This window comes from Microbulbifer sp. A4B17 (assembly GCF_003076275.1).
Taxonomy (GTDB): domain Bacteria; phylum Pseudomonadota; class Gammaproteobacteria; order Pseudomonadales; family Cellvibrionaceae; genus Microbulbifer.
Genome location: NZ_CP029064.1, coordinates 370,155 through 396,392, shown reverse-complemented (window position 1 = coordinate 396,392; position 26,238 = coordinate 370,155). Strand labels below are relative to the sequence as shown.

Below are 26,238 nucleotides of genomic sequence, written 5' to 3'. Positions count from 1 at the left end.
GAGAGCGGGACCGCGCCGACTTCTAGACGTGCGAGAGAAAGAAGAGGTTGCGGCAGGTAGTTCACTTCATGCAGTCATACCCGCCACTGCAAGGTTGGGATTAAGGAGCGATATACCAGTGATAAATACCGTAAGAAGCAACGCCCAGACCAAAGAACAGCTGCCCCACCAACAAAACCCTGAAAGCAAAAGTGTAACGGGCCAAGTCACCTCGGCGAATGGCATCGTTGGAAAAAATTCTCGCTTCCTCCGGGAATCCCATTTCCAGGGTTTTCAGTGCCGGAACTGCAAGCTTGAGAAGCTGGCGGCTGCGAATGTCCATCAACCAAAATACAGTGACCAGTATGACCACAAATCCTCCCAGCAACGCCAGGATTAGGGGGTGGAAATCTTTCTCCATGGCAGTGAAAATCCCACCCTCAACAAACATGGTTAACACAACAAAAAAATTAAAAACCTTGAGACGCTGATCGGCAGCGAAGCGGTAGTGATCGCAGAGGTACTGTCCCTGTTCCAAACGGAATCTCCTTAGCTGTAAATACCCTTAAAACATTATCCGGAGTTAGAGGGTTACTAACTGTGCAAACCAGCAGGCATTTACTTGTCTATTTAGCTGAAAATGGCGCAAAAATCGGGGAGAAATTTAACCTCTTGCCCCAATGAAAAGGCCGGGCTATGCCCGGCCAATAAAACCTTCACGCGCCACACCTATGGTCAGCGATTTTCGCGGTGATCAATCAATGCGTCAACCACAGTGGGATCGGCAAGGGTGGAAACGTCTCCCAGATTGTCCAACTCATTGCAGGCAATCTTTCTCAGGATACGCCGCATGATTTTGCCGGAACGGGTTTTTGGCAGTGCCGGCGCCCATTGGATAAAGTCAGGCTTGGCAATTGGTCCTATCTCCTTGCGGCAGAGCTCAATTAATTCTGCTTTCAGCTCATCACTGGGTTCATGGCCGGATTTAAGCATTACAAAGGCATAGATTCCCTGCCCTTTGATATCGTGGGGATAACCTACCACCGCCGCCTCCGCCGTATCATTGTGCAGTACCAGAGCGCTCTCAATCTCTGCTGTTCCCAGGCGGTGTCCAGAGACATTTAACACATCGTCAATACGCCCTGTGATCCAGTAATAACCGTCACTATCGCGGCGGGCGCCATCGCCAGTAAAGTAATAACCGGGGAATGCGGAAAAATAAGTATCCAGCATTCTCTGGCGATTGCCGTACACATCCCGAATCATGGAAGGCCAGCTCTTTTTAATCACCAGAGAGCCCTCACCCTCACCCGCAATCTCCCGGCCTTCACTATCCAGTAGAGCAGGCTGTACACCAAAGAAGGGCCGGGTTGCCGACCCGGGTTTCAGAGCCATGGCACCAGGCAGTGGAGTGATCATCTGCGCACCGGTTTCAGTCTGCCACCAGGTGTCCACAATTGGGCAGCGCTCATCGCCCACCACGCTGTAATACCACTCCCAGGCCTCCGGGTTTATGGGCTCACCCACAGTGCCCAAAAGTCGCAGGGAGCTGCGATCAGTGGCTTTTACAAACTCATCACCAGCCCCCATCAGAGCGCGAATCGCCGTCGGGGCGGTATAGAAGGTATTGACCTGATGCTTATCCACAACCTGCCAAAAGCGCGAAGCATCCGGGTAAGTGGGCACGCCCTCAAACATCAGGCTGGTGGCTCCGGCGCACAGCGGTCCATAGACGATATAGCTGTGCCCAGTGATCCAGCCCACATCGGCGGTGCACCAGAAAACCTCTCCCTCACGATAATCAAATGTATATTTGAAAGTCATGGTGGCCATCAGCAGGTAGCCTGCGGTGGTGTGTAAAACCCCTTTGGGTTTTCCGGTGGAGCCCGAGGTATACAGAATGAACAGCGGATCCTCTGCACCCATCACTTCAGGCGCACAGTCAGGTTCCATCTCCCGGATGGATTCGCCATACCAGATATCCCGCTTACTGTCCCAGTCCACCGCTGTGCCCGTATGTTTAACTACGATCGTCGTATGCACATTGGGGCAGTCCGCCAGCGCTTTATCCACATTAGCTTTCAGGGGCACTCGCTTGCCGCCGCGGACCGCTTCATCAGCGGTAATCACCAGACGGCAATCAGAATCGAGAATACGATCTTTCAGGGATACCGGGGAGAAGCCGCCAAATACTACCGAGTGCACAGCGCCGATACGGGCACAGGCGAGCATGGCGTAGGCAGCCTCCGGGATCATCGGCATATAGATGCACACCCGATCCCCTTTTTTAACACCACGGGATTTCAGCAGATTTGCCAAGCGGCAGACGTTTTCGTATAGGCTCTGATAGCTGATTGCCTTACTATCAGCAGGATCATCTCCTTCCCATAGAATTGCGGTCTGCTCGCCCCTGTTGGCCAGGTGCCGATCGATACAATTTACAGTTACGTTTAACTGGCCATCGGAAAACCAGGCAGTATGGCCTTTGTGTAGATCCTCCTCGAGAACCTGGGTGAACGGCTTATCCCACTGTAAAAAGTCCTTGGCCTGTTGCGCCCAAAACGCCTCGGGACTCTCCACCGACTGGCGGTACATTCTCTCGTAATCCTCTGCGCCAATAAGCGCGTTGCCGGCAAAACTGGGGGGGACTGGGCGGGTATGCACTTCAGACATCATCTTCTCCTTTATTATTAATATGGCGCTTATCACCACAACAGCAGCGAAGCATTCCAGAATCAGGATGTTCCCCTTTATAGCATCACCGTCCAGAAACAATCACCTCTGACAGTGGTAATGTTTCACATCGCCGCAATGCGACAGAGCGCACAGCGGCTTTACATCCACTGCTCTGTAGCGGGGGGAGAAAGCAGACATCTAACAAGAACTGATGAAAAACTGAGAAGCATTGCGATGGGGCCAGACCGCAACAATAGAAGGAAGACCGCCCTAAGTCTGCCTGTACCGGGTTACCAGCCCGGTACATTTAGCAGAGAAAACTAGCGAGATTGGAAAATAAGAAAGCGGTTATTGCCCGAGTCGTTGATAATCAACTTATCTTCATAAGCGGTAATACCGTCGGGCCATTTCAGCGTAGCAGCACTTGGCAACTCCCCCTCGTCAGTAACCCCATTTTGGTTACTGTCGTTGAAGGCACTGCGATCAAAATCTCCCTGCCCCAAGACAACATCTGCCGGAGCGAAATTTTCCTGTGGCCACTGGTTCCAGATCAACACTCGGTTATTATCACTGTCCGCCACAAATAGCTGAATACCGTTCGACCAGATACCCCGTCCGAATAAACTCAGGGTTTTTCGACTTGGGGGCTGGCTTTCATTACTGACAAAATCTGCTTGCCCCAGAACTATATCCGCCGGAGCAAAGCTACTAGTAGGCATTGAGTTCCACAGAAGTACCCGGTTATTTTCCGAGTCGGTGATGGCTAACTTTTCTCCATCGCTCCACACATCTCCGGGCATAGCTAATGTGCGAGCACTGGGCTGCTGAATCGAGCCATCTTGCTCACGGTCGTTAGCGGTGCAGTTTTCCAGTGTGGATTGGCCCAGCAGCCAATCCGGTGCCGCATTTTCCATTGAGGGCAAGTCATCCCATACCGCCACTCGAGCCATAGACGACGAGGCCGCGAATACGCGTCCCTTGGCAATCATCGCACTGGAATATACGAAGACGTTACCCTGGCAGCTGTCCTTCAGCAGTTTGGCACTAGGCAGTGCCCGACCATCTTCGGGAATAGTATCGTAAACATAAATACTGTGGTCCCAAGGGCCAGAAAAATAATTTATTAAAAGTTTTCCGCTATCAAAACTGATATTTGTGGGCTGGCTACCAAACTCTCGCCCGGTGCCATCGTCGAGACTATCTTTATTGAGCGCTGCATTAGCCGGCACTCCATTGCTTGTGGGGATCGAATTAAAAATTAACACCCGATTATTTGTATAATCGGGTAAGAACAACTTCCCCTCATCAGTAACGGCAGCGGAACCCTGGGGGCCCTCACCAAGATTTTTTGCATTGATGGCCGTCAAAGTACTGGAAAAATTATCCTGGCCGATCACGACCTGTGCACTGTCAAAATTCTCAAAGTACAATGGCACAGTAAAATTGTGCTGTTCAGCGGGGATATCCAGGCCAGCGAGGTCTTTGGCTTCAAGTTGCAGACTGCGATCCTGCCCGGACAGCCAGCGGCTCTTGGGAGCTATCACCAAGGTGTCGTCGTTAAAGCGCGACTGGGACCAGGTCAGAGTGTATTCATCATCCAGCAAGGAACCGCTGATTTGCAGGCTGTCGCGATCCATCGACTTGGAAAACTGTACCGTGATTGCGCCACCCTTCTCCAAGCGCTCCTGTGCTGGGGATACACTGACTACAGAGGGGGCAACTCCTTCCACGGTATAATGGGCGACAACCTCTGCCATCTGGTTGCCGGCCGCATCCTGGGCGGCAATTGTCAGGGAGAGTTCTAGCCCCTCTGTCCACTCCACAATCGGAGTTAAGATCAGGGTGTCCTGATCGACTTGAGAGAGCTCTCCCATTTCCTGAATAGCGCCACTTAGGGACACATCCGCCAATGCCACCGCTTCACTAAAATCCAGTAGTAGTGTGTCAGTTGCTGCAATAGAGGCTCCGCTAGCGGGCGTCAGTGTCAGGCTCGGCGGAGTGGTATCCACAGGCGCAGGATCTTCACCACCACCGCCACTGCCTCCGCTGCAGCCGTAAAACACGGAACTGATCGCCAGCGCCAATGCGGCTTTGATAAACTTGCTATTGGCTTTAAAAAACTTGCCTTCCACCACTGCCTCCCGCAGCTATTTAAATAGCTGACAGGGTATTCAGTCTTACCTGTTTATTGCCAGAGCAGTCACTGCCAATCTAAACTCTAAAAATGACAAAACCCAGCAGGCTGGGTGCTGCGTCACAAAAGGAGAATTTTTCAGGATACTGCGCTAATCATATTAACGGCAGGGAGCAATCGGCTTTGCCGATAATGACCAATCTGAGCGACCTAACTGCAACCAATGCATATTTTTACCAATCTAATTTTATTGATCCTAACAACTTAGTTCGCTTTGGATACACTTATCAATTCTCTAAGTTGCCCAACAGTATGTTGACTAAAAACTATTATTTCCATCCTTTGAAGAAGCGCAGATACAACACCAGAACCCATTATTTTTGTCCCTGAAAAACTGCCATCGTAAATATAGTTACTTCCGCAAGAGGGACTATTTTCCGTAAGTACTGCATACTGGATATTGTATTTCCTGCATAATTCCAGAGCCAGTTTGGCCCCCAGAATAAATTGCTCAGTTAGATCTGTTTTATCACTACCTATAATCCCGGCAGTTCCATCTAACACCTCTGTTCCATTAGCGCCACAGATCTCAGCCGGCACCCTCGGAATAGGCAATCCCGCCGCCACTTCCGGACACAAGGAAACAATTTCCTGAGTGTCCACAAGCCACTCAAAATCATCGCTACAAGCCTCAACACTACTACCGTCATAGCGCACGGCGCAGTTCAAAAGGCAGGAACTAACAAGTATTTTGGCCATATACATCCGAAGCTATAGTGGACACAATAGGAAACCGTACTCTACCGCAACTGAGCCTAGGCTACTGGACAACGCAGGTTATCTGACAAGTAAATTAAGACAGAAAACCTGAATAGAAGGACAACTAAATCCTAGCCTGGCGAACAGCTCGTAAATAAACTCATTAGAGTAATAAACCATGCAGTGTTCAGTCATATTATTGATAATTTACTTGTTGGCAATCCCAGTCGCTAACGCCAAACAACTGGCAATTACTTTCGATGATGCCCCCCGTAAAGCCGATGGTTATTTTGATGGACCAACCCGGGCCAAAACGTTAATTGAAAACTTAGAAGAATATAAAGTTGGCAAAGTAGCCTTCTTTTCCAATACTCAATCCTTCGATAAGGAAGGGTTGGAGCGGATGCACCTCTACGATAAGGCTGGGCATATTATTGGCAATCACACCCATAGCCATCCCAATTTTCTGGAAACAGGGCTATCCACTTATCAAACAGATTTTTTGCAGGCCCACCAGCTGCTTCAACAATTTGACAACTTTAAACCCTATTTTCGCTTTCCCTATCTGCGCGAGGGCGAAACTGTCGAAAAACGCGATGGTATCCGGGGTCTGTTACAAGAAAATAACTATCAAAACGCCTATATCACTTTAAATAACTACGACTGGTATATCGAAGAACTTTTCCAAACGGCAGTGAAAGATGGGAAACCAGTTGATATGGAAAGACTCTCCAACTTTTATGTCGACGTTCTTATGGCGAGTATTAAGTACTACGACGATATGGCAATTAAATATCTCGGGCGTTCCCCAAAGCACGTCATACTGTTGCATGAAATGGATATTTCAGCCCTGTTTATTGGTGATCTGGCTGAACGGCTGAGGCAGGAAGGCTGGGAGATAATTCCTTTAAAGGAGGCCTATCGGGACCCCATCGCCAAATACCAACTCGCCCAACCGATTAAATATAACCCTGGCAGAATCGGCGAAATCGCTCTCGCGAAAGGGCAAAAGAAAAATCTCTGGCACTACACCCTGGACGAGTCCTACCTGGAAAAGAGGTTTAATCAGGAAGTATTACTAATGTCAGATCGCTAAGCGGAGGGATGCTACAGGGCCCAATGCCCTGTAGCGGGAAGAATCAGGCTTCGGCAAGCTGAACTGGAATAGTATTAGTGCTGCGCTCTACCTTGTTGTTCTCATCCAGGTAGACAAGCTTGGGCTTATGGCTATCGGCTTCGCCCTCTGTCATCTGCGCATAGGAAGCGATAATAATGCGGTCACCCACCTGTACTCTACGTGCAGCGGCGCCGTTCATGGAGATAATACCGGAACCGCGCTCGGCGAGGATCACATAGGTGTGGAAGCGCTCACCATTGCTCACATTGTAAATATCGATTTTCTCGAATTCGCGCAGACCAGCCAGCTCTACCAGGTCCTCATCAATTGCACAGGAACCGTCATACCAGAGTTCGGCCTGAGTCACTGCGGCCATGTGCAACTTGCACTTCAACATTTCAATTTGCATGTTTGGATGCCCCTCAGAGTTCCAGGGAAACATTGTCAATCAGGCGCGCTGCACTGGTGTACATAGCCCCCAGGATCGTGATTTCTTTGTCATCATCTGCCGCCGGCTGTAAATCCTTGCTGTAGCAGATGGAGAAGTAGTCTACCCGAAAGCCACTCTCCTCAATTCGCTTGCGCGCCTCTTTCTCGAGGTCGGCAAAGTCCCGGCATCCCGCCACAATTTCATCCTTGGCCCAGTTCAACGACTGGTTGAGCACAGCGACCTTGGGACGCTCTCCCGCAGTGATATAACCATTACGAGAGCTCATGGCCAAACCATCTTCTTCGCGGTGCACCGGTGCCGCCACAATTTCCACTGGCATACACAGGTCTTCCACCATACGGCGAATCACTGCCAGTTGCTGGAAATCCTTGATCCCGAAAATTGCCTTATCTGGTTGCACAATATTGAAAAGCTTCGCCACTACGGTGGTGACCCCTTCAAAGTGTCCGGGGCGGCTGGCGCCACACAGTACATCGGTCATCGCCGGGCAAACCACGCGGGTCTGCTGATCCATACCGTTGGGGTAAATCTCACTCTCATCCGGATGGAACAGGAAGTCACAGTCCGCTTCGCGCAGCCTGGCCATATCCTTTTCCATAGTGCGCGGATACTTATCCCAATCTTCATTCAAACCAAATTGAAGGCGGTTGACGAAGATGGATACCACAACCAGGTCGCAGTTTTGCTGGGCGATTTTGACCAGTTCTATATGGGCATCGTGCAGGTTACCCATGGTTGGCACAAAGCCGACAGTCTTGCCGTCTTTGCGGGCCTGGGCCAGCGCTTCGCGCAGGCTTGCTACGTGGTGGAAGACTTGCATCTTGCTACCGCTCACTGTGAATCAGCGCGGCATCATACTCGCTGAGACCGGGTGTCTCAACATAGCAAAATTGCCGCTCCCAATAAGATTTCGCCGCAGAATCCAGCTTGTGGCCCCGACAGACAATCCCTAACAACACCTGAACTGCTGGTCACTATCGGCGCCGCCGATTGCCGCCGAATTTTAACGCATTCAGTTCAGGAAGTGTTCAGACCCGCCAGGGCAAACTTCACGCCAAGATACACAAAAGACCTGAATTGAAAGAAAAGAGCCCCCACGCTCGGGAGAGATGTTATGAAACACCTCACTACTGCTATCGCTGCCCTAAGCCTGCTACTGATCGCAGCACCTGCCTTGTCCGAATCACATCGCGGACACCAGCGCGCCATGGACGACCACCACAAATACAGAAGAGCTGAACGCGAACAGCGCCACATCAAAAAACAACACGACAAGCATCACGACCGCCAACAGGAAAAGAAACGTCGCAAGCAGGAGCGCAAAAAAGAAGAGCGCAGACGTGAACGCAGAGAGGAGCGCCAGCATCGCCGTGAAGTTCGCCACGCTTACAAAGAAGGCTACAACAAAGGCTATAACAAAGGACATCGAAAAGGCCACAGGCAGGGACACCGCCACGAATATCGGGCGGCACACAGACCAGTTTACCGCCACGGTTATCACGGCCACCGCCCCCACTACCGTCCCTCGCACTACGGTTATGGCTATCGCTGGCGTCACCTGCCGCGTAATTTCGTCAATATCAGCATTGGCGCAGCGGGCTTCTATTACAGCGATGGAATTTTTTATCGCCCAGCATCTCACGGCTACGTAGTAGCCCAGGCCCCCCACGGCGCTATCGTGCACAGCCTACCGGCCTCAGCACTGACCGTAGTAGTGGGTGGACACAACTACTACGTGGCTTATGACACCTACTACCTGTGGGATCACAGCCACCGCGGCTACCGGGTTGTCCCCAAGCCGGCCTATTACTGATTACCCTATACCCCCCCTCCCTGCGGCCCTCGGGCCGCCTTTTTTCACTGGAAATTCTGCAGATCAACTACCTTCGACAACCCCCTGTCGCAGAGTGCAAAAAAGCTGGCCACCCACTCGCTCCCCATTTGCTTTTCAGTGCACAAAAATTAGCGTTTTTTTATCTATAGTTATTGCTTTCCGGCCCTGCTGGGCCCAAGATTCGCGCCCGCCAATATCAACAGAAAGGCGCCATGAAGAAGCAACAAGTAAAAGACTGGACTTGCGAAGATTCGGCCGAACTCTACGGCATCCGCAATTGGGGCGCCGGATATTTCGATTTGAACGAAAATGGTGAAATTTCACTGCAAGTCGACGGTCCCAACGGGGTAACACACAGTGTTTCGCTGATGGACATTGCCCGAGGCGCCACCGAGCGCGGCCTGGGTATGCCCCTGCTATTGCGTATTGAGAATTTACTCGAAGCGCAGATCGCCCGGATTAACGAATCCTTTGCTCGCGCTATCGATGACTGTGGCTACGGCAACGTTTTTCGCGGTGTGTTTCCCATCAAGGTAAACCAGCAATGCCAGGTGATCGAGGAGATTGCCAGTGCCGGCCGCCGCTTTAACCACGGCCTGGAGGCGGGCAGTAAAGCGGAGCTAATTGCTGCACTATCCATTCTGGATAACACTGAATCCCTGATCGTCTGTAACGGCTACAAGGACGAGGAATTTATCAACCTCGGCTTACAGGCCCAGCGCCTGGGTGTGCAGGTTTTCTTCGTCGTAGAAACCCCTTCGGAAGTGGAGACTATTATCCGTTGCGCCGAGCGCGAGCAGGTTCGCCCCAATATCGGCGCCCGGGTGAAGCTCGCTTCCAAAGTTGGCGGCTACTGGAACGCCACCAGCGGCGACCGCAGTATTTTCGGCCTGGGAAGTAACGACCTGATCGCGATGGTCGACCAGTTGCGCAACCACGATATGCTCGACTGCCTCAAGCTGCTGCATTATCACCTGGGCTCGCAGGTGCCAAATATCCGCGATATCCGCACCGGGGTCCTGGAAGCCTGCCGCTACTACGCCGATCTGGTGGAAGAAGGCGCACCCATGGGCTACCTGGACCTGGGTGGTGGTCTGGCGGTGGATTATGACGGCAGCAAGACCAATTACACCCACTCCAAGAATTACTCCCTGGATGAGTACTGTGTGGATGTAGTGGAAGCCATTATGGGCACCCTCGATAGCGAGGGCGTTGCACATCCGGTGATTATCACCGAATCCGGTCGCGCCACTGTGGCTTACTCCTCCATACTGCTGTTCGATATTCTCGACACCACCCGTTTTGAGCCGGTGGAACTGGAGCACACCAAGATCAGCGAGGGCGACCACCAGATGCTGCTCAACCTGCAGGACGCAGTGCGCAGTATCACCCCCAAAAACCTGCAAGAGAGTTACAACGACGCGCTCTACTACCGCGATGAAGTGCGCTCTCTGTATCTGCACGGCCAGGTGAGCCTGCGCGAACGCGCCAATGCGGAAAACCTGTTCCTGCAGAGCGCCCAGGATATTCGCAAATTACTCGATGAAGCCGAAGAGATTCCCGCAGACCTGCAAGCCCTGCCGGAGGTGCTGTCAGATATCTACTACGCCAATGTGAGCGTATTCCAATCGGTACCGGACATCTGGGCTATCGATCAGGTATTCCCACTGCTGCCGATCCACCGCCTGGACGAAGCCCCGACGCGCTCCGCCATCATCGCCGACATCACCTGTGACTGTGATGGTAAGATCGACCGCTTTATTGGCCGGGAAAAAGAGCAGAAAACCCTGCCTTTACACGAGCTAAAGGATGGCGAGGACTATATTCTCGGCACCTTCTTAATTGGCGCCTACCAGGAAACCCTGGGTGACCTGCACAACCTGTTTGGGGACACCAATGTCGTGAGTGTGCGCATCCAGGAAGACGGCAGCATAGACTTCAGCCACGAGATTCACGGTGACAGTATTTCTGACGTGTTAAGCTACGTGGAATACCAGCCCAAGGCGCTGTTTGAGCGCTTCCGCCGCCTGGCAGAACGCGCCGTCAAGCAGGGGTTGATTACCGCCGCCCAACGCAAACAGATTTTGCAAACCTATACCGCCAGCATGAGCGGTTACACCTACTTTGAAAAATAAATTTTAAAAATGAGGCGCCAACGCCTTTGAGAATATAGCGGTAACATTAGCCGCAGATTTAAGGAGATCTTTATGGCCAACGTACTGATCATCGGCGCCGGCGGTGTCGGCCAGGTGGTTGCGCACAAGTGCGCACAGGTTGCTGAGGTATTTGAAAATATCACCCTGGCAAGCCGCACCAAAAGCAAGTGCGACAAGATTGCCGCTATGCTGCCGCGCAAAATCGACACCGCTGAAGTAGATGCGGACAATGTGCCTGAATTGGTAAAGCTGATCGAAAAAGTGAAGCCGGACTTGGTCATCAACGTGGCCCTGCCCTACCAGGATCTGCACATTATGGATGCCTGCCTGGAAACCGGCGTGCACTACCTGGATACCGCCAATTACGAGCCGCCGGAAGAGGCCAAGTTCGAGTACAAGTGGCAGTGGGCCTACCAGGAGAAATTTGAAAAAGCCGGCCTGATGGCACTGCTGGGCAGCGGCTTCGATCCCGGCGTCACCAGCGTATTTACCGCCTACGCCAAGAAGCACCACTTCGATCGTATCCACACCCTGGATATCCTCGACTGTAATGCCGGCGACCACGGCCTGCCGTTCGCCACCAACTTCAACCCGGAAATTAATATCCGCGAGATCACCGCCAACGGTCGCTACTGGGAAAATGGCCAGTGGGTTACCACCAAGCCGATGGAAGAGAAACGCGTATTCAACTTCCCCGAAGGCATTGGCGATAAGGATATCTACCTGCTCTACCACGAAGAGCTGGAATCCCTGTCCAAGCACTTCCCGGAAATTGAGCGCGCGCGTTTCTGGATGACCTTTGGCGAGAGCTACCTGAAACACCTGGAAGTTCTGCAGAACGTCGGCATGACTGGCATTGAGCCGGTGGAATTCCAGGGCCAGGAAATTGTACCTATCCAGTTCCTTAAAGAGCTGCTGCCAGATCCCGCCAGCCTCGGCCCGCTGACCAAGGGCAAGACCTGCATCGGCAACATTATTCGGGGCACCAAAGACGGCGAAGAGAAAATCTACTACGTCTACAACACCTGCGACCACCAGGACTGCTACCAGGAAGTTCAGTCCCAGGCGATCTCCTACACCACCGGCGTACCGGCCATGATCGGTGCCAAGATGATGCTGGAAGGCAAGTGGATGAAGCCCGGCGTGTGGAATATGGAGCAGATGGATCCGGATCCCTTTATGGATGACCTGAACAAGTACGGCCTGCCCTGGCAGGAAACCTGGCTGGATAAGCCCTTCCAGTAAATCGCTTCTTTCCCGACCTAGCGGGGCGGACTCTAGTGCCCGCCCCGCCGCACCAGGATATAACGCACCATGGACCTCACTCCCCCCGTTGACTATTTCGGCAGCTTCGATCCCTACCGCGTTCCCTCTCCCTGTTTTGTGATCGATGAGATCGCCCTGCGCAATAATTTGGCATTGCTCGCCGATGTACAGGAACGCAGCGGTGCCAAGGTACTGGCAGCGCTCAAGGCCTTCTCCATGTTCAGCACCGGGCCCATTGTGGCTGAATATCTATCCGGGACCTGTGCCAGTGGCCTGCACGAAGCCAAACTGGGGTTCGAAGAGTACGGCGGTCGCGACAAAGGCAAGGAAGTTCATGTCTTCAGTGCCGCTTACAAGGATGAGGAACTGCGGGAAATACTGCAATTTGCCCACCATGTAATTTTCAATTCCTTCTCCCAGTGGAAGCGTTTTCGGGAGTTGTGCCTGGATATGCAACAGCAGCGGCCAGAGCTGCGTTTTGGCCTGCGCATCAACCCCGAGCACTCCGAGGGCCACACTGATCTGTACGACCCCTGCGCCCCGTGTTCGCGCCTGGGCATCGTGCGCTCGCTGTTTGAAGGGGAGTCCCTCGAAGGCATCAGCGGCCTGCACTTCCACACGTTATGTGAACAGGATTTCAAACCTCTGCAGCGCACAATCGCTGCCGTGGAGGAGAAGTTTGGCGATCTGATACCACAAATGGAGTGGATTAATTTTGGCGGCGGCCACCATATTACTCGCCGGGATTACCAGGTGGATGAGCTGGTCGAAGCGGTGCGCAGCTTTTCCGACAAGCACAATGTACAGGTCTACCTGGAACCCGGTGAGGCCATCTCCCTGTTCGCCGGAGTCCTTGTGGCTGAGGTAGTGGATATCGCCTGGAACGGTGAAAACCAAGCCATCCTCGACGCCTCTGCCACCTGCCATATGCCCGATGTGCTGGAAATGCCCTACCGACCGGAAATTACCGGTGCCGCTCGCCCCGGTGACTTACCCCACACCTATCGCCTGGGCGGACAGAGTTGCCTGGCCGGCGACAGCATCGGCGAATACAGCTTCAGTCAACCACTGCGGATTGGCGAGCGACTGGTGTTCGAGGAAATGGCCTACTACACCATGGTGAAAACCAATACTTTTAACGGTATCCCCCTACCGGCTATCGCCCTGTGGAATTCGGATACCGACGACTTGAAGATGATCAAAACTTTCGGCTACGAAGATTTTAAGGAACGCCTCTCCTAAACAGAGCCGATAGAGATAGATGCGGCAGGCAATAAGTTATTGCCTCCGCCAGAGGACCAGTAGATGTTGTCAGAAAACGAATACCCTATTTTTCTCGGCTCCGAAATCGAGCAGCCGAAGCCGGAAGACGCCCTCTTTCACATTATCCCCATCCCCTATGAGGAAACCGTCTCCTACGGTGGCGGCACCGGCAAGGGCCCGGCCTCCATCCTGGAAGCATCCTGGCAACTGGAAACTTTTGACAACTTCTCCACCCCCTGTGACCTGGGCATCTATACCCGCTCGCCGGTCTCGGTTTCCGGCCCTGCAGAACAGGCGATGGAGAATATCGCCGCCGTCACCAAAGAAGTGTTGGCTCTTGGCAAGATGCCGGTGGGTATTGGCGGTGAGCATTCGGTGACCTGGGGTATTATCAAGGGGCTACTGGACGCCGGTGAAACCGATTTTGGCGTCGTGCAGATCGATGCCCACGCCGACCTTCGCGATCGCTATGAGGGCCACAAACACAGCCACGCCAGCGTGATGCGTCTAGTGGTAGAAGCCGGTGTCCCCCTGTTCCAGCTGGGTATCCGCGCCTATTGCGAAGAGGAAGTGCAGGCCCGCAAGGACCACAACGTGGGCTATCTGGATGCCCACCAACTGGTGCCCAACAATGTGCAGGAATTCCAGTTACCGGAGAATTTCCCCAAGAAAGTCTTCTTTACACTGGATGTGGACGGTATGGACCCTTCGGTCTTCCCTTCCACCGGCACCCCGGTACCCGGCGGTCTCGGCTGGTACCAGACCCTCAACTTATTCGAATCCGTTGCGCGACAAAGAGAAATTATCGGCTTCGATCTGCTCGAATTTGCACCGATCGAGGGCTTTCACGCCTATGATTTTGCCGCCGCACAGCTGATGTATAAGCTGATGGGAATCATCCAGCGCAACCGCTGACCACTGATCCAGCCTCCAGCACTTTGACAATTCTTAACCAATTAACCTGTCTTTAATGTCAGGATAAGGGTTAGTATGTCAAATGTGAGTAATCACTTCGCTGGAGAGACTGTGAATAAACTGAATGTCGTAATTGGCGCCAGTGCGTTCCTGGCGCTGGCCGCTTTTGCCTTTAGCCCACCGGCCGATGCGCGCGGTTATGAGCGCGGGGGAGATCATCGCCACCACCACCGTGGCGGTGTTTATCGCGGACCACGTGTTTCGATCGGATTTGTTGCGCCCGTACTACCCGTTGGCCATGTGCGTGTCGCAGTTGGCGGACGTCCTTTTTACTACCATGGCGGACACTTCTACCGCCACGGTCCCCGTGGTTACGTCGTTGTCGCTGCCCCTCTGGGCGCCTCGGTAGTCACCCTGCCAACTAGTGCTGTCAGAGTCCATGTAGGCGGAATTACTTATTACCAGTACGCCGATGCCTACTATCAGTGGCACCCGGCTACCCGAACTTATGTCGTAGTAGCACCACCTGCAGTGGCTGTAGCTCCAGCACCCGTGGCGGTTGTTCCAGCGCCTGCGCCGGCTGTCGCCGTTCCTGTTGCAACGGCAGCAGCTCCCGCTACCGTGCCTGCAACCCCGGACCCTGGCCCCCAGGGCTTCCAGCCCGGACAAGTGGTGGAAACCCTACCCAATGGCTATGCCGCTGAAATTATCAACGGCATCCAGTACTACCGCTATGGCGGCAATTACTTTATGCCGACCCAGCGCGATGGCCAGGAGGTCTACGTAGTCGTCAAGCTGTAAGCGCGGCTTCGCTTTCCAGCCCGTGAAAACGGGCAAACTGCCCCAGAGCCCGGTGGTAACTCGCCTCCAGCGAGACACCGGGTTTCTTGTCCCAGTGCAGGGCCTCTACCCGCAATACACCCGCATCCCGATCAGCCTTCAAATCCACCTGCCCCACGAATTGATCGCCGTATAAAATCGGCAGGCAAAAATAACCATAGCGGCGCTTGGCCGCCGGTACATAGCACTCCAATTGATATTCAAAATCAAACAGCCGGCGCAGGCGTTTACGCTGCAATATCACTGGGTCGAATGGGGATAACAGGCGCACTTTGCGCGATGGCCGTACCGGCTCCCAATCCAGTTGCTCGGTGAGCATCAGCTCTTTCCCCCATTGAGTGAGCTCACCGGTTGCCAACATGCGCTTAATTGCCAGCTGGATAAGGGGTTTGTCGTCCCTGCGCAGGTAAGCAATTTCCTCCGGTCGGCCAATCCCCTGGCACCCCAGAAAAGTGCGCACCAGATGGCTGCCGTACTCAATTTTCGAGGCGGCATTGGTCGAGATTTTTGCTGGCAGTACCCGCTCTGGAAGATCGAAGACTTTTTGAAAGCCCTCCCGATGGCTGACCATCAGCTCACCTTCATGAAACAACTGCTCCAGGGCTTTCTTTTCATCGGACCACTCCCACCATCCACTCTTGGTGCGCACAAAATCACTGGCCCGCAGGGCACCCTCCTCTCGCACACGATCGAGAACATAGCGACATAGCTTGGCATTCTTCTCAAACCAGTGGCGCTGACCGGCGCGGATACGATCCATACGCACCCGCGCATAGGGGTAGTGGGCCATTGGCAGGTAGGCAGCGGCGTGGGACCAGTACTCGAAAATTTCGCGGCGCTCTTCAGCTTCAGCCAGGTGTGACTCGCGGTAACCGGGTAGGCGATTGTAGAGCTGGTGGTGGTGGGCCCGGGTAATTCGCTGGATAGCATCCAACTGTAGGGCGCCAAGATGTTGCAACAACCCCGACAATCCTTCAGTCCAAGAGCTGTGGATAAATTGGCGTTGTAGCACCAGTGCGCGGATCTTTTGCTCGGATAACAAGAAGTGGCTCCCCTAGGCTCGGATATTCGACAGCCGCAAACCTAGCAGAAAGGCTTATTCGCCCTGGTAGTATTCCGGCGCCAGATTATCGAAGCGAGTGTATTTGCCCACAAAGGCTGCGCGGCAGGTGCCGATCTCACCGTTACGCTGCTTGCCGATAATCAACTCGGCCATCCCTTTATCCGGGCTGTCCTCGTTGTAGTATTCATCGCGGTAGATAAACAGGATCACGTCAGCGTCCTGCTCGATCGCCCCGGATTCCCGCAGGTCCGAGTTCATCGGCCGTTTGTTGGGGCGCTGCTCTACTCCCCGGTTAAGCTGCGACAGGGCAATCACCGGGCATTCGTATTCTTTCGCCAGCGCCTTGAGAGAGCGGGAGATCTCGGAGATCTCCTGGGTGCGGCCCTCAGTAGACCCCTTCACCTGCATCAGCTGCAGGTAGTCCACCATAATCATGGCAGGCATACTCTTGGCCTCGGCGTCTTCGCGGCTTAACTTGGGATTCTCGCGCATCAATTTGTTGATGTGATCGCGGACCGTGCGCTTGGTACGGGCGCGCACCTCGCTGGGACTGAGTGCCGGCGTATCATCGATATACAGGGCCTTGCCTTTCATTTTCTGCACGGCGCTGGACAGCTTGGGCCAATCCTCTTCCTGCAGCTTGCCATTCCTGATACGCCCCTGGTCGATACGACCAATAGAAGACAACATCCGCATCACCAGGCTGTCCGAGGGCATCTCCATACTAAAGACCAGTGTCGGGCTCTCCTGGCAGAGCATGGCGCTCTCGATAAAATTCAATGCCAGTGCGGTCTTACCCATGGAGGGACGTGCGGCGAGAATAACCAGTTCGCCCGGCTGCCAGCCGGAGGTGCGCTGGTCCAGCTCGGTAAGACCGGTGCTGATACCGGTGATATCACCCTCGGTCTTGAACAGCTCATCGATGCGCTCGACGGTCTTTTTCAGCAGGGTATCCACGCCGACAAAGCCGCCCTCTTTGGCGCGCCCCTCGGCGATTTCCGCCACGCGGCGCTCAGCCATCTGCAGCAGGTCGGCGGAGGCGAGGCCACCGGGATTAAAACTGGTGCGGCTGATCTCACCGGCAGCGGCGATCAGCTGGCGCAGCATGGAGCGCTCACGCACGATCTTGGCGTAGGCGACGATATTCGCTGCGGAGGGGGTATTTTCGGCCAATTCCGCCAGGTAGGCGGGGCCACCCACTTCACCGAGCAGGTCGCGGCTGGCGAGGCCTTCGGCGAGGGTAACGATATCCAGGGGCTGTTCGCCATTACTCAGCTCGCCCATAACCGCAAAGATCTTGCGGTGGCTGGCACTGAAGAAATCCTCTTCACTCAGCTGTTCGGCAACGGCATCAATACGGCCCGGGTCCAGCATCAGGCCGCCGAGCACAGACTGCTCCGCCTCTACCGAATGCGGCAGGGGTGAACTCTCTTCGCTGTGAATCTCTTCTTCAGGGGCGGCGTATTCGTCGATCATGGGACTTTACTGGATAGTAAAAACAAAACAGGCGCTGGACCCGATAGGGTGCAGCGCCCGATTGTAGCGCGGCTGGCGCTCGAAGCACCAACCGTTCGTCAGCAAAACCTTACTCGGCTTCGATAACGACTTTAACTGCAGCAATTATGTCGGAGTGCAGCTGTACGTCTACGTCGTACTCACCCACTTCGCGCAGTGCGCCTTCCGGCAGCTTAACTTCAGCTTTAGCTACTTCAACGCCACCAGCGGAAATCGCTTCAGCGATGTCGCGAGTGCCGATAGAACCGAACAGCTTGCCTTCGTCGCCAGCGTTAGCAGCGATGGTAACAACCAGATCGGCCAGCTTGGTAGCGCGGCTCTCAGCTTCAGCCAGCTTAGCGGCAGCAGCGGCTTCCAGTTCAGCGCGCTTAGCTTCAAACTCAGCAATGTTAGCTGCGGTAGCAGCAATGGCTTTACCAGTCGGCAGCAGGAAATTGCGGCCAAAACCGGCTTTAACATCAACGCGGTCACCCACGTTGCCCAGTTTGCCTACTTTATCGAGCAGAATAACTTCCATCTCGGTTTCCTCAATTTCTGTATTGTGCGGGGCGCGCCTACTTGGAGGAGCGTCCGCGAATATCTATCCAGCTATCTACAAGGGCCAGGCCGCAGAGGAAGCCTGCCAGGGGCAGCCCTCCAATCACCAGCATGATGTACATCGCCACCAGGGGGCCTACCCCCCAACTGCGACTTGCAACCAGCCAGTGGACCAGGGCAATACCAGCAACCACCATCGGGAACGCGATCACCGCTCCCCAAAATGCGTAGCCTGGGGTTACCAGACTGACTACCCACAACAACATACTTGTCGCTGATAGCCACAGGGGCAGGCGAAGCTGGTGGAACTCCTGGCGGAAACCGCCGGGGTTGTACAGCAGGGCCTGCCAGTAACGCCCCAGTACCAGAGCCAGTGTGGCGCTCATCGCCGATATCAGGCTCAAGTAACCAGTAATTTGCAATTCGCCCGAAAATATCTGCTTCAGTTCGTCCATTGGAACAGTGTTTGGCTGTTCCGCTGCACTCTCGACCGCCTGCAAAAATCCTTGCAGAAGCCCTCCACTGAAGAGAGAGGTCAGCAATATGCCTGCTGCCGATGCCGCCGTTACAGCCACAAGGCCGGCGGCCCAGGAGCGACTGCTTCGCAATGCCATGGCACCGCAAAAAACTGCGGCAAAATGACCTGCGGATATACCAGTCACCAGTGGCGGTACATGACCACTCATGCCCATAACGACAATCGGCAACAGTGCCCAGGCCAAAACCATCAGGCCCTCACTGCTGCCTCGGCGCAAACTCACCAGAGCGAGGATTGCCGGGCTTATCAGCGGAATCCCCAACATGGTGAGGATTACCGCCCTGACGCGTCCGCGCATAATAAATTCAGCTACGGCGCGCATATCTAGATAGCTTCTCTATTAATGAGTCTAAGCAAACTGCGGCTTAGGCTTCGTGGCTGTCCGTGTACGGCAGCAGGGCCAGGTAGCGAGCGCGCTTGACCGCAGAGGCCAGCTGACGCTGATACTTGGCTTTGGTACCGGTAATACGGCTAGGAACAATTTTGCCAGTCTCGGAGATGTAGGCTTTCAGGGTATCGAGATCTTTGTAGTCGATACGCTTAACACCTTCAGCGGTGAAACGGCAGAACTTGCGACGACGGAAAAAACGTGCCATCTGATAATCCCCTTACTCTTCGCTTTCAGCGTTATCGGAAGAAGCTTCTGCAGCGTCGGAAGAAGCTTTCTCTTCTCCGGCGCGCTCGCGACGCTCGGTGCGCTCTGCACGGGCAGCTTTGCGCTCACGGCTTTCTTTTTCCGCTTTCATGATCGGGCTCTCTTCAGAGATCGCCTCGTCTTCACGAATTACCAGATTACGGATAACCGCATCGTTGTAACGGAAGTTGGTAGTCAGTTCCTCAAGGGCTTCTTCAGAACATTCTACGTTCATCAGAATGTAGTGAGCCTTGTGGATCTTGTTGATCGGGTAAGCCAGACGGCGACGGCCCCAGTCTTCCAGACGGTGAACCTGTCCACCGCTCTCCTTGATGGACGCAGTGTAGCGCTCCACCATGCCAGGTACCTGTTCGCTCTGGTCCGGGTGAACCAGGAATACAATTTCGTAATGACGCATTTTAGCTCCTTACGGGTTAATCAGCCTCTCGGACAGTCCGATGAGGCAAGGAGTACAACGGGCACGGATAAACCGGGCCCATTGCGGGCGGCGTATTCTAGGCAGTTGTGGGGTTGGTTGCAAGTTGATCAATTACTTCAGCCCAATGCCTTCGCTAACCCGGTTGCAAGTTAACCAGTTGCATCAGGCCCTGTGCCTTCGCTCACCCGGTTGCAAGTTGATCAATTACCTCAAGCAAGTACATTCGCATTCCAAGTTAGAGGTTGATCAAAATGACTACCCTGCCACTCGCCTTATTTCTGGGATTTGGCGGATTGGGACACAGCACTGCTCGGTCTGGTCATGGGTTTGGCAAGCTGGCTTCGCCTATGATGCCGGACTGTTAAAGGGAGAAGTACCATGCCCCAACAAACCCACCAATTAGAATTTGGCGCCTTCCAGGTACCAGTAACCACAGTACACAACGGCGAAGGCCCCCTGGTATTGGTGCTTCCCGCGATGGGCGTACCGGCCAACCGCTACCGCCTGCTTCTGGAAGAGCTGCAAAAGCTCGGTTACAACACCGCCATCAGCGAATTGCCCGGCACTGGGGAGAGCCTGCCGCGCCCCCACCGAAATGCCGACTACGGTTACAACGACCTGGTGTTTTCATTTATTCCACAGTTAATCCAACTACTGGAACAGCAATTCCCCCAGGGGCCAGCACTGATTCTCGGCCATAGTATCGGCGGTCAAACCAGTACATTGGCAGCCCGCGCCGGTCTCACAGGTAATGCCAAGGTTGTCAGTATCGCCTCCGGGCATGTGGACCACCGCAGCTGGAGCGGCCTGCATAAGTACGCCATCCTGCTCTTCGCCTCGATTGTCAGTGTGACTTCAAGCCTGCTGGGTTATTTCCCCGGTGCGCGCATGGGATTCGGCTGGCGCGAGGCGCGCAGGTTGATGAAAGACTGGTCCCGATCCATCTTTAATGGCCGCTTTGCACCGGAAGATCGCTTTGGGCAAATGGAAAAAACAAGCCAGCCCACCCTGCATATTGCGCTGGATGGTGACCCCTTCGCCCCTGTTCAGGCCGCCCGTAAATTAGCGGCAATCGTCGGCGGCGAAACCCGGGAGATGCAACCCACCTATCCCAAAGGCAATCCACACCTCAGCTGGATCAAGAATCCCGCCCCCGTAGTTGAGGCGGTGCAACAGTGGCTACATAAAGATCCCGTTCCCAACTGATTTTCCTTTTTCTATCTTTCCTGCATGGCTAAGAAAGCGATTCACGGCTTTCTTAGCCATGTATGTATTAATAGAACCTGCCCTCTCCACCCATCCCCCACATCGCGGTCAACAATCTTAACTACCTTTCCAGTTTTCACGGTTCAGTTCCGGTTGTGGCCAGTGAAGCAATCTCTTGAGCGGTAAATTCATCACTCAAACGACATCGCTCAAGCAGGTTATTCCGATGAACAACAGCCCATTCAATACCTTCACCAAGTTGCACCAAGCCGCTGCCCCGTTGATCCTGCCAAATGCCTGGGATGCCGCCAGCGCTTTAATCTGCCAGAACACAGGCGCCCAAGCGGTAGGTACCAGCAGTGCCGCCGTCGCCTGGTCGCTGGGTTATGCCGACGGAGGTGCGCTGCCAGTTGAACAACACCTAAACGCTATCGCACGGATTGCGCGGGTAACCTCGTTACCTCTGAGCGTGGATATTGAAGATGGGTATTCCCAAAACCCCGAACAGGTAGCAGAGCTGACCTGTAAAATGGTGGCGCTGGGTGTCGCAGGCATCAATATTGAAGATGGTAACGATACCCCGGAATCTCTCGACAAAAAGATTAGCGCTATTCGCCAAGCACTTAATGGCCGCCCGCTTTTTATTAATACCCGTACCGATGTTTATCTCAATGCACTCGCCAGCGGTGATAAAGCGATAAATATGTGCATAGAGAGGCTAGAGCTTTATAAGAGTGCCGGTGCTGACTGCGGCTTTGTGCCTGGGCTCTCTTCAACTGAGGAGGCAAGGAGTTTGGCAGCAGGAATCGACCTGCCACTAAATATTATGCTGCTTCCCGGCATGGCCCCTATATCGGAGTTTTTTGCCGTAGGCATAAAGCGCTTTAGTACCGGACCAACCTTTTTCCAGTCTGTCTACGGGCATTTAAGAGAATCATTAAAACAACTGACACCGATTAGAACTGACAATAATTTCTTTAGTAATGCGCTGGACTACGGCACACTGAACTCAGCCTTTATTAAAGAGGCCTAGAGAGATGCAATATAGCCGGGGCTATTGATACCCGGCTTTTATCCATTTGCTACAGTTCTTTAGCTAGGGAGCCCCTGCACAATAAAAAAAGACACAGTAAGTATGGGGCAGACTAAAGTACTGAGAGGATCAGGTTCTAATATCGGACTGAAGCAGTAAATTCAATAGAAGCTTTAGCAGAAAACTGCTTTCGCCCAAATAGCTATTACAGAAATATACCAATAAAAACTATGAAATAATTTTCTTATTTTAAATCAGGAATTATTAGCACCAGGATATATTAACAGGATAGGTAAATTACAAGTAGCCACTTCAATTATTGCGTTGAGAACCGACAATCAATTTCTGCTTTGATTGTCGGCTCAAGGCTTACCAATCTGTAATATTCACCAGGTCAACCAGAGATATTACCATCACAAGTTAGTAAATAGCTTCCAGCAATATAATTTCTATCTAATAGAAATCAACATCACTGCTATCGCCACCAAAAACTTCATGCCCCCAAGTCACCACAGACTTATCATCTTTTAACGCTGCAAAGCTTTCTCGACCTGAAACAATAATCAAAACGCCACTTGCCAGCTGATCACTAACGCTACTACCATCAATCACAGGGTCCCCCCAGCATATTACCGACCCATCGGTTTTTAACGCGGCAAACCCTTGAAGATTAGAGAAGATCGATTCTACATCTCCACTCAACTCAGAACTGACTGCGCTACTATCACCGCCATCGTTATCTTTGCCCCAAGTGACAACAGAACCATCGATTTTAACAGCAGCAAAAGCACCGTTCGATGCATAGATGGTATCTACGCCATCTGCCAGCTGGTCACTCACAGCACTACTATCACCACCATATTCATCTCTCCCCCAAGTCACCACAGAGCCATCTGATTTTAGGGCAGCAAAAGAGTAGCTATTTCCAAAGACCTCTACAACATCGCTGGAGATTTGCGTGCTCACTGCACTGCTATCGCCCCCATTAATAAATCCCCAGGTCACTACAGAGCCGTCGGACTTAAGTGCGGCAAAAGCAGAACCGCTCGAATAAATAGCCACCACATCATTTGAGATTTCCGTGCTCACTACACTGCTATCACCACCAAATTGTTCATCCCCCCAAGTCACCACAGAACCATCTGACTTAAGTGCGGCAAAAGCAGCACCGGCCGAATAAATAGTCACCACATCACTGGAAATGTCCGAGCTCACGGCACTGCTATCACCACCATCTTCTTCGCGCCCCCAAGTCACCACAGAGCCATCTGCCTTAAGTGCAGCAAAAGCGGAGTTTGTTGAAAATATTGTCACAACATCACTGGCTAATTCAGTACTAACGGCACTGCTATCCCCACCTCCATCCCCATATCCCCAAGTCACAACAGACCCATCGGACTTCAATGCTGCATACGCACCGGCTGTTGAATAAACATTAACAACATTATCCTCCAGGTTTACACTCACAGAGCTGCTATTGCCACCATACCCAGAATGGCCCCAGGTGATAACTGAACCATCAGACTTTAATGCCGCAAAGGAGGAACTTGTAGAAAAAACAGACTCGACACCGCTTGATAAACTGGTACTAACGTCACTGAAACTAACCTCGTTACTGTCGGTGTAACCCCATGACACAACTGATCCATTATTTTTTAAAGCGGCAAATCTAAAGTAGGCAGGAATAATTTCACGTACATAGACAAGATGTTCAATTTCCATATCCGCTGTTTCACCACCAAAGGAGGCGATCAAGGTGGCTGAGCCACTCTCCAGTGCGGTGATAAGACCAGCCTCTACCGTCGCCAAGCTGGTATCGCTTATCGACCACTCGGCATCTGCTGTGACATCTTCTGATGTATCATCGTCATAGTAGGCCGTGAGATAATATTGATCAAAATTAGAGGCGTCCCTGTCCAGCTGTACGCTCTGGAGTATCGGGGCCAACTCAACATCAATCTCCGCATCCATCCCTTCATAGGAGGCACTTAAAGTGAGTGCACCACTATGAAGCGGGGTGAGCAGTCCAGCCTCAACCGTTGCCAGGCTAGTATCACTCACAGACCAGTCCGCATCTTCAGTAATATCAGTAGAAGAGTCGTCGCTGTAATAGGCTGTTAAGAAATACTGGTATTCATTCGAGCTATCTTGTTCCAGCCCAATACTTTCCAATGTAACGGTATCTGTCGTGCCGTTATCGCCACTACTGCTTCCGCCACCGCCACAAGCACTGAGCAGACCAACCGTAAGCGTTAGTATTCCCAAGCGTAAAATGTGCAAAATGTGCAAATGCCAAGATTGATATTGGCCTGTAACTCCATTCATATAAACCCCCTCCAGTAAAGCCGATATAATAAAAAGCCAAGTGCTATATAGCAATTAAAATGGCTTACAAATTACAAATATTTCAGCCGACTCTAAATCTATAAACGTTATTAAAATGAGACACGCCAATGAATAAGACTTAACATTATTATTTAAATAAAAACGAACAAAACATTTAGATACACAAGTACTAATTAAAAGAAACCAGGCCCAAAACTCGGCGAAAGCTATACTTATCTTTGCAATCGGCAGACACTCTTAAATCCACTTTTGAATTTATAGCTCCGCTAGGGATTTTCATTATCAGTAATTGCAACATATCCAATTACTTATGTTTAAATTCTCTTCACCCTAAAAACTACAAAAGAACTGTTACTTTACAAAACCAATAAAACTTAAATGATCATTCTCACCAACATATCAAGTGGGCTTTAGGTCTAATTATTTAGAGAATAATTTCCGCACTTTAACGACAACAGGTTAACTGCAACTAGCTTTATTATTACTTTGATTAAATAAAAATATCGAATATGAGAATAAATCAAAAATCCGATGGCCCATGCTAAAGCCAAGTTATTACTGCAGATAAAAAATATAGCGGAAGCTATTTTCGCACCAACATTGCACGAACTTTGCTTTTTGCAATTCGATTTAGTAATAGGGAGAGTAAAGGGAATCTATCGATAGCCCGTCAGGGGCTATCTGGAAATAACGTTATAGATATCATGGATAGCATAAGCACCGACCTGTACGCCCAGGGGTAAATCCTCTCTAGCTCGTACAGGTCATACAGGCCCCTTAGCCATTGCGCTGACGCACAGCCTCAAACAAGCAAACACCTGTGGCAACAGAAACATTTAAGCTGCTTACCTCTCCCGACATAGGAATTTTGATCAAATGATCGCAGTGCTCCCGAGTCAGGCGCCGCAAGCCGCTGCCCTCGGCCCCCATCACCAGTGCCAGGGGGCCGGTTAATTGGCTTTGGTATACATTCTGTTTTGCCTCACCAGCTGCACCATATATCCACACTCCCGCCTGTTGCAGCTGCTGCAATGCGCGAGCCAGGTTAGTCACGGTAACAAATGGCAATACTTCGGCAGCGCCGCAGGCCACTTTGCGGGCTGTTGGTGTCAGCCCGGCGGATTTATCTTTGGGGGCAATTACCGCGTGTACTCCAGCAGCCTCTGCCGAGCGCAGGCAGGCACCCAGATTGTGGGGGTCAGTCACTCCATCCAGCACCAATAAGAAAGGCGCCTCTCCGCGCTGATCCAGTTGTTTCAGCAGGTCGAACAGGAATTTTTCATCGTGGACTTTTGTTTTGCCAGAACAGATGGCAACAACACCCTGGTGATTAGCGCCATCCTCAACTTTTTCATCCAGCGCACGCCGATCAATAAAGCGCACAGCAATATCATTTTTTTCCGCCTGCTGAATTATCTTTTGCAGGCGCTGATCCTTGCGGCCACGCAGTAACAGAAGCTCCGACACATTCTGCGGAGAACCTTTTAGAAGGGCCTGCACCGCGTGCAGGCCATAGATAACTTCCTGACTCAATTTA

General features: G+C 52.5%; 23 protein-coding genes. 9 read left to right on the top strand and 14 right to left on the bottom strand.

Annotated features, from left to right (window positions below; all coding sequences use genetic code 11):
- Nucleotides 1–100: 100 nt before the first annotated feature.
- From BTJ40_RS01725 to BTJ40_RS01710, 4 genes are all read right to left on the bottom strand, one after another.
- Entirely contained in the window at nucleotides 101–517 is a 417-nt protein-coding gene (locus BTJ40_RS01725) for a hypothetical protein (RefSeq protein WP_108731502.1), read from the bottom strand.
- A gap of 197 nt (nucleotides 518–714) precedes the next feature.
- Entirely contained in the window at nucleotides 715–2,652 is a 1,938-nt protein-coding gene (acs, locus tag BTJ40_RS01720; RefSeq protein ID WP_108731501.1) for an acetate--CoA ligase, read from the bottom strand.
- 323 nt (nucleotides 2,653–2,975) lie between these two features.
- Entirely contained in the window at nucleotides 2,976–4,787 is a 1,812-nt protein-coding gene (locus BTJ40_RS01715) for an Ig-like domain-containing protein (RefSeq protein ID WP_157953856.1), read from the bottom strand.
- 266 nt (nucleotides 4,788–5,053) lie between these two features.
- Entirely contained in the window at nucleotides 5,054–5,548 is a 495-nt protein-coding gene (locus tag BTJ40_RS01710; protein WP_108735127.1) for a DUF523 domain-containing protein, read from the bottom strand.
- Nucleotides 5,549–5,726: 178 nt separating this feature from the next.
- Between BTJ40_RS01710 and BTJ40_RS01705 the strand changes: the two genes are divergently transcribed.
- Entirely contained in the window at nucleotides 5,727–6,644 is a 918-nt protein-coding gene (locus BTJ40_RS01705) for a polysaccharide deacetylase family protein (protein ID WP_108731499.1), read from the top strand.
- Nucleotides 6,645–6,687: 43 nt separating this feature from the next.
- Here the strand turns inward: BTJ40_RS01705 and panD are convergent, their stop codons facing one another.
- Both panD and panC read right to left on the bottom strand, forming a co-directional pair.
- The gene (gene panD / locus BTJ40_RS01700) at nucleotides 6,688–7,074 is read right to left on the bottom strand and encodes an aspartate 1-decarboxylase (protein ID WP_108731498.1); all 387 of its coding nucleotides are present in this window, start codon (nucleotides 7,072–7,074) and stop codon (nucleotides 6,688–6,690) included.
- A gap of 13 nt (nucleotides 7,075–7,087) precedes the next feature.
- Nucleotides 7,088–7,936 carry a pantoate--beta-alanine ligase gene (gene panC, locus BTJ40_RS01695; protein ID WP_108731497.1) on the bottom strand — a complete coding sequence of 283 codons (849 nt, stop codon included), beginning with the start codon at nucleotides 7,934–7,936 and terminating at the stop codon, nucleotides 7,088–7,090.
- Nucleotides 7,937–8,230: 294 nt separating this feature from the next.
- Between panC and BTJ40_RS01690 the strand changes: the two genes are divergently transcribed.
- The 6 genes from BTJ40_RS01690 to BTJ40_RS01665 all read left to right on the top strand — a co-directional run bounded on the left by BTJ40_RS01690 (nucleotide 8,231) and on the right by BTJ40_RS01665 (nucleotide 15,351).
- Entirely contained in the window at nucleotides 8,231–8,929 is a 699-nt protein-coding gene (locus BTJ40_RS01690; RefSeq protein ID WP_108731496.1) for a DUF6515 family protein, read from the top strand.
- A gap of 233 nt (nucleotides 8,930–9,162) precedes the next feature.
- Nucleotides 9,163–11,085 carry a biosynthetic arginine decarboxylase gene (gene speA / locus BTJ40_RS01685; protein WP_108731495.1) on the top strand — a complete coding sequence of 641 codons (1,923 nt, stop codon included), beginning with the start codon at nucleotides 9,163–9,165 and terminating at the stop codon, nucleotides 11,083–11,085.
- A gap of 72 nt (nucleotides 11,086–11,157) precedes the next feature.
- Nucleotides 11,158–12,351, top strand: coding sequence for a saccharopine dehydrogenase family protein (locus BTJ40_RS01680; protein WP_108731494.1), 1,194 nt, complete (start codon nucleotides 11,158–11,160; stop codon nucleotides 12,349–12,351).
- Nucleotides 12,352–12,420: 69 nt separating this feature from the next.
- On the top strand, nucleotides 12,421–13,614 hold the full coding sequence (gene nspC, locus BTJ40_RS01675) for a carboxynorspermidine decarboxylase (protein WP_108731493.1): 1,194 nt from the start codon (nucleotides 12,421–12,423) through the stop codon (nucleotides 13,612–13,614).
- 63 nt (nucleotides 13,615–13,677) lie between these two features.
- Entirely contained in the window at nucleotides 13,678–14,550 is an 873-nt protein-coding gene (gene speB / locus BTJ40_RS01670; protein WP_108731492.1) for an agmatinase, read from the top strand.
- Between the two features lie 111 nt (nucleotides 14,551–14,661).
- Nucleotides 14,662–15,351, top strand: coding sequence for a DUF6515 family protein (locus BTJ40_RS01665; RefSeq protein WP_108735126.1), 690 nt, complete (start codon nucleotides 14,662–14,664; stop codon nucleotides 15,349–15,351).
- Here BTJ40_RS01665 and BTJ40_RS01660 read toward each other — a convergent pair.
- From BTJ40_RS01660 to rpsF, 6 genes are all read right to left on the bottom strand, one after another.
- Complete coding sequence (locus BTJ40_RS01660; protein WP_108731491.1) at nucleotides 15,341–16,432, bottom strand: winged helix-turn-helix domain-containing protein; 1,092 nt, start codon at nucleotides 16,430–16,432, stop codon at nucleotides 15,341–15,343. The genes BTJ40_RS01665 and BTJ40_RS01660 overlap by 11 nt on opposite strands.
- Nucleotides 16,433–16,486: 54 nt before the next feature.
- Nucleotides 16,487–17,929 carry a replicative DNA helicase gene (gene dnaB / locus BTJ40_RS01655; RefSeq protein WP_108731490.1) on the bottom strand — a complete coding sequence of 481 codons (1,443 nt, stop codon included), beginning with the start codon at nucleotides 17,927–17,929 and terminating at the stop codon, nucleotides 16,487–16,489.
- A gap of 109 nt (nucleotides 17,930–18,038) precedes the next feature.
- The gene (rplI, locus tag BTJ40_RS01650) at nucleotides 18,039–18,485 is read right to left on the bottom strand and encodes a 50S ribosomal protein L9 (RefSeq protein ID WP_108731489.1); all 447 of its coding nucleotides are present in this window, start codon (nucleotides 18,483–18,485) and stop codon (nucleotides 18,039–18,041) included.
- A gap of 37 nt (nucleotides 18,486–18,522) precedes the next feature.
- Nucleotides 18,523–19,365 carry a hypothetical protein gene (locus tag BTJ40_RS01645; protein WP_108731488.1) on the bottom strand — a complete coding sequence of 281 codons (843 nt, stop codon included), beginning with the start codon at nucleotides 19,363–19,365 and terminating at the stop codon, nucleotides 18,523–18,525.
- Nucleotides 19,366–19,408: 43 nt separating this feature from the next.
- The gene (rpsR, locus tag BTJ40_RS01640) at nucleotides 19,409–19,639 is read right to left on the bottom strand and encodes a 30S ribosomal protein S18 (protein ID WP_108731487.1); all 231 of its coding nucleotides are present in this window, start codon (nucleotides 19,637–19,639) and stop codon (nucleotides 19,409–19,411) included.
- A 12-nt stretch (nucleotides 19,640–19,651) separates the two neighbouring features.
- Nucleotides 19,652–20,095 (bottom strand): 30S ribosomal protein S6, encoded by a 444-nt coding sequence (gene rpsF / locus BTJ40_RS01635; RefSeq protein WP_108731486.1) that lies wholly within the window; start codon nucleotides 20,093–20,095, stop codon nucleotides 19,652–19,654.
- 399 nt (nucleotides 20,096–20,494) lie between these two features.
- Here rpsF and BTJ40_RS01630 point away from each other — a divergent pair, with 399 nt between their 5' ends.
- Both BTJ40_RS01630 and BTJ40_RS01625 read left to right on the top strand, forming a co-directional pair.
- A complete protein-coding gene (locus BTJ40_RS01630) occupies nucleotides 20,495–21,322 on the top strand; it encodes an alpha/beta fold hydrolase (RefSeq protein WP_108731485.1) in 828 nt (275 codons plus the stop codon).
- 226 nt (nucleotides 21,323–21,548) lie between these two features.
- Complete coding sequence (locus BTJ40_RS01625) at nucleotides 21,549–22,355, top strand: isocitrate lyase/phosphoenolpyruvate mutase family protein (protein WP_108731484.1); 807 nt, start codon at nucleotides 21,549–21,551, stop codon at nucleotides 22,353–22,355.
- A gap of 453 nt (nucleotides 22,356–22,808) precedes the next feature.
- On the opposite strand, the gene BTJ40_RS01620 is transcribed toward BTJ40_RS01625, so the two are convergent.
- Both BTJ40_RS01620 and rlmB read right to left on the bottom strand, forming a co-directional pair.
- The gene (locus tag BTJ40_RS01620) at nucleotides 22,809–24,680 is read right to left on the bottom strand and encodes a hypothetical protein (protein WP_108731483.1); all 1,872 of its coding nucleotides are present in this window, start codon (nucleotides 24,678–24,680) and stop codon (nucleotides 22,809–22,811) included.
- A 798-nt stretch (nucleotides 24,681–25,478) separates the two neighbouring features.
- Nucleotides 25,479–26,234 (bottom strand): 23S rRNA (guanosine(2251)-2'-O)-methyltransferase RlmB, encoded by a 756-nt coding sequence (gene rlmB, locus BTJ40_RS01615; RefSeq protein ID WP_108731482.1) that lies wholly within the window; start codon nucleotides 26,232–26,234, stop codon nucleotides 25,479–25,481.
- Between the last annotated feature and the right edge of the window lie 4 nt (nucleotides 26,235–26,238).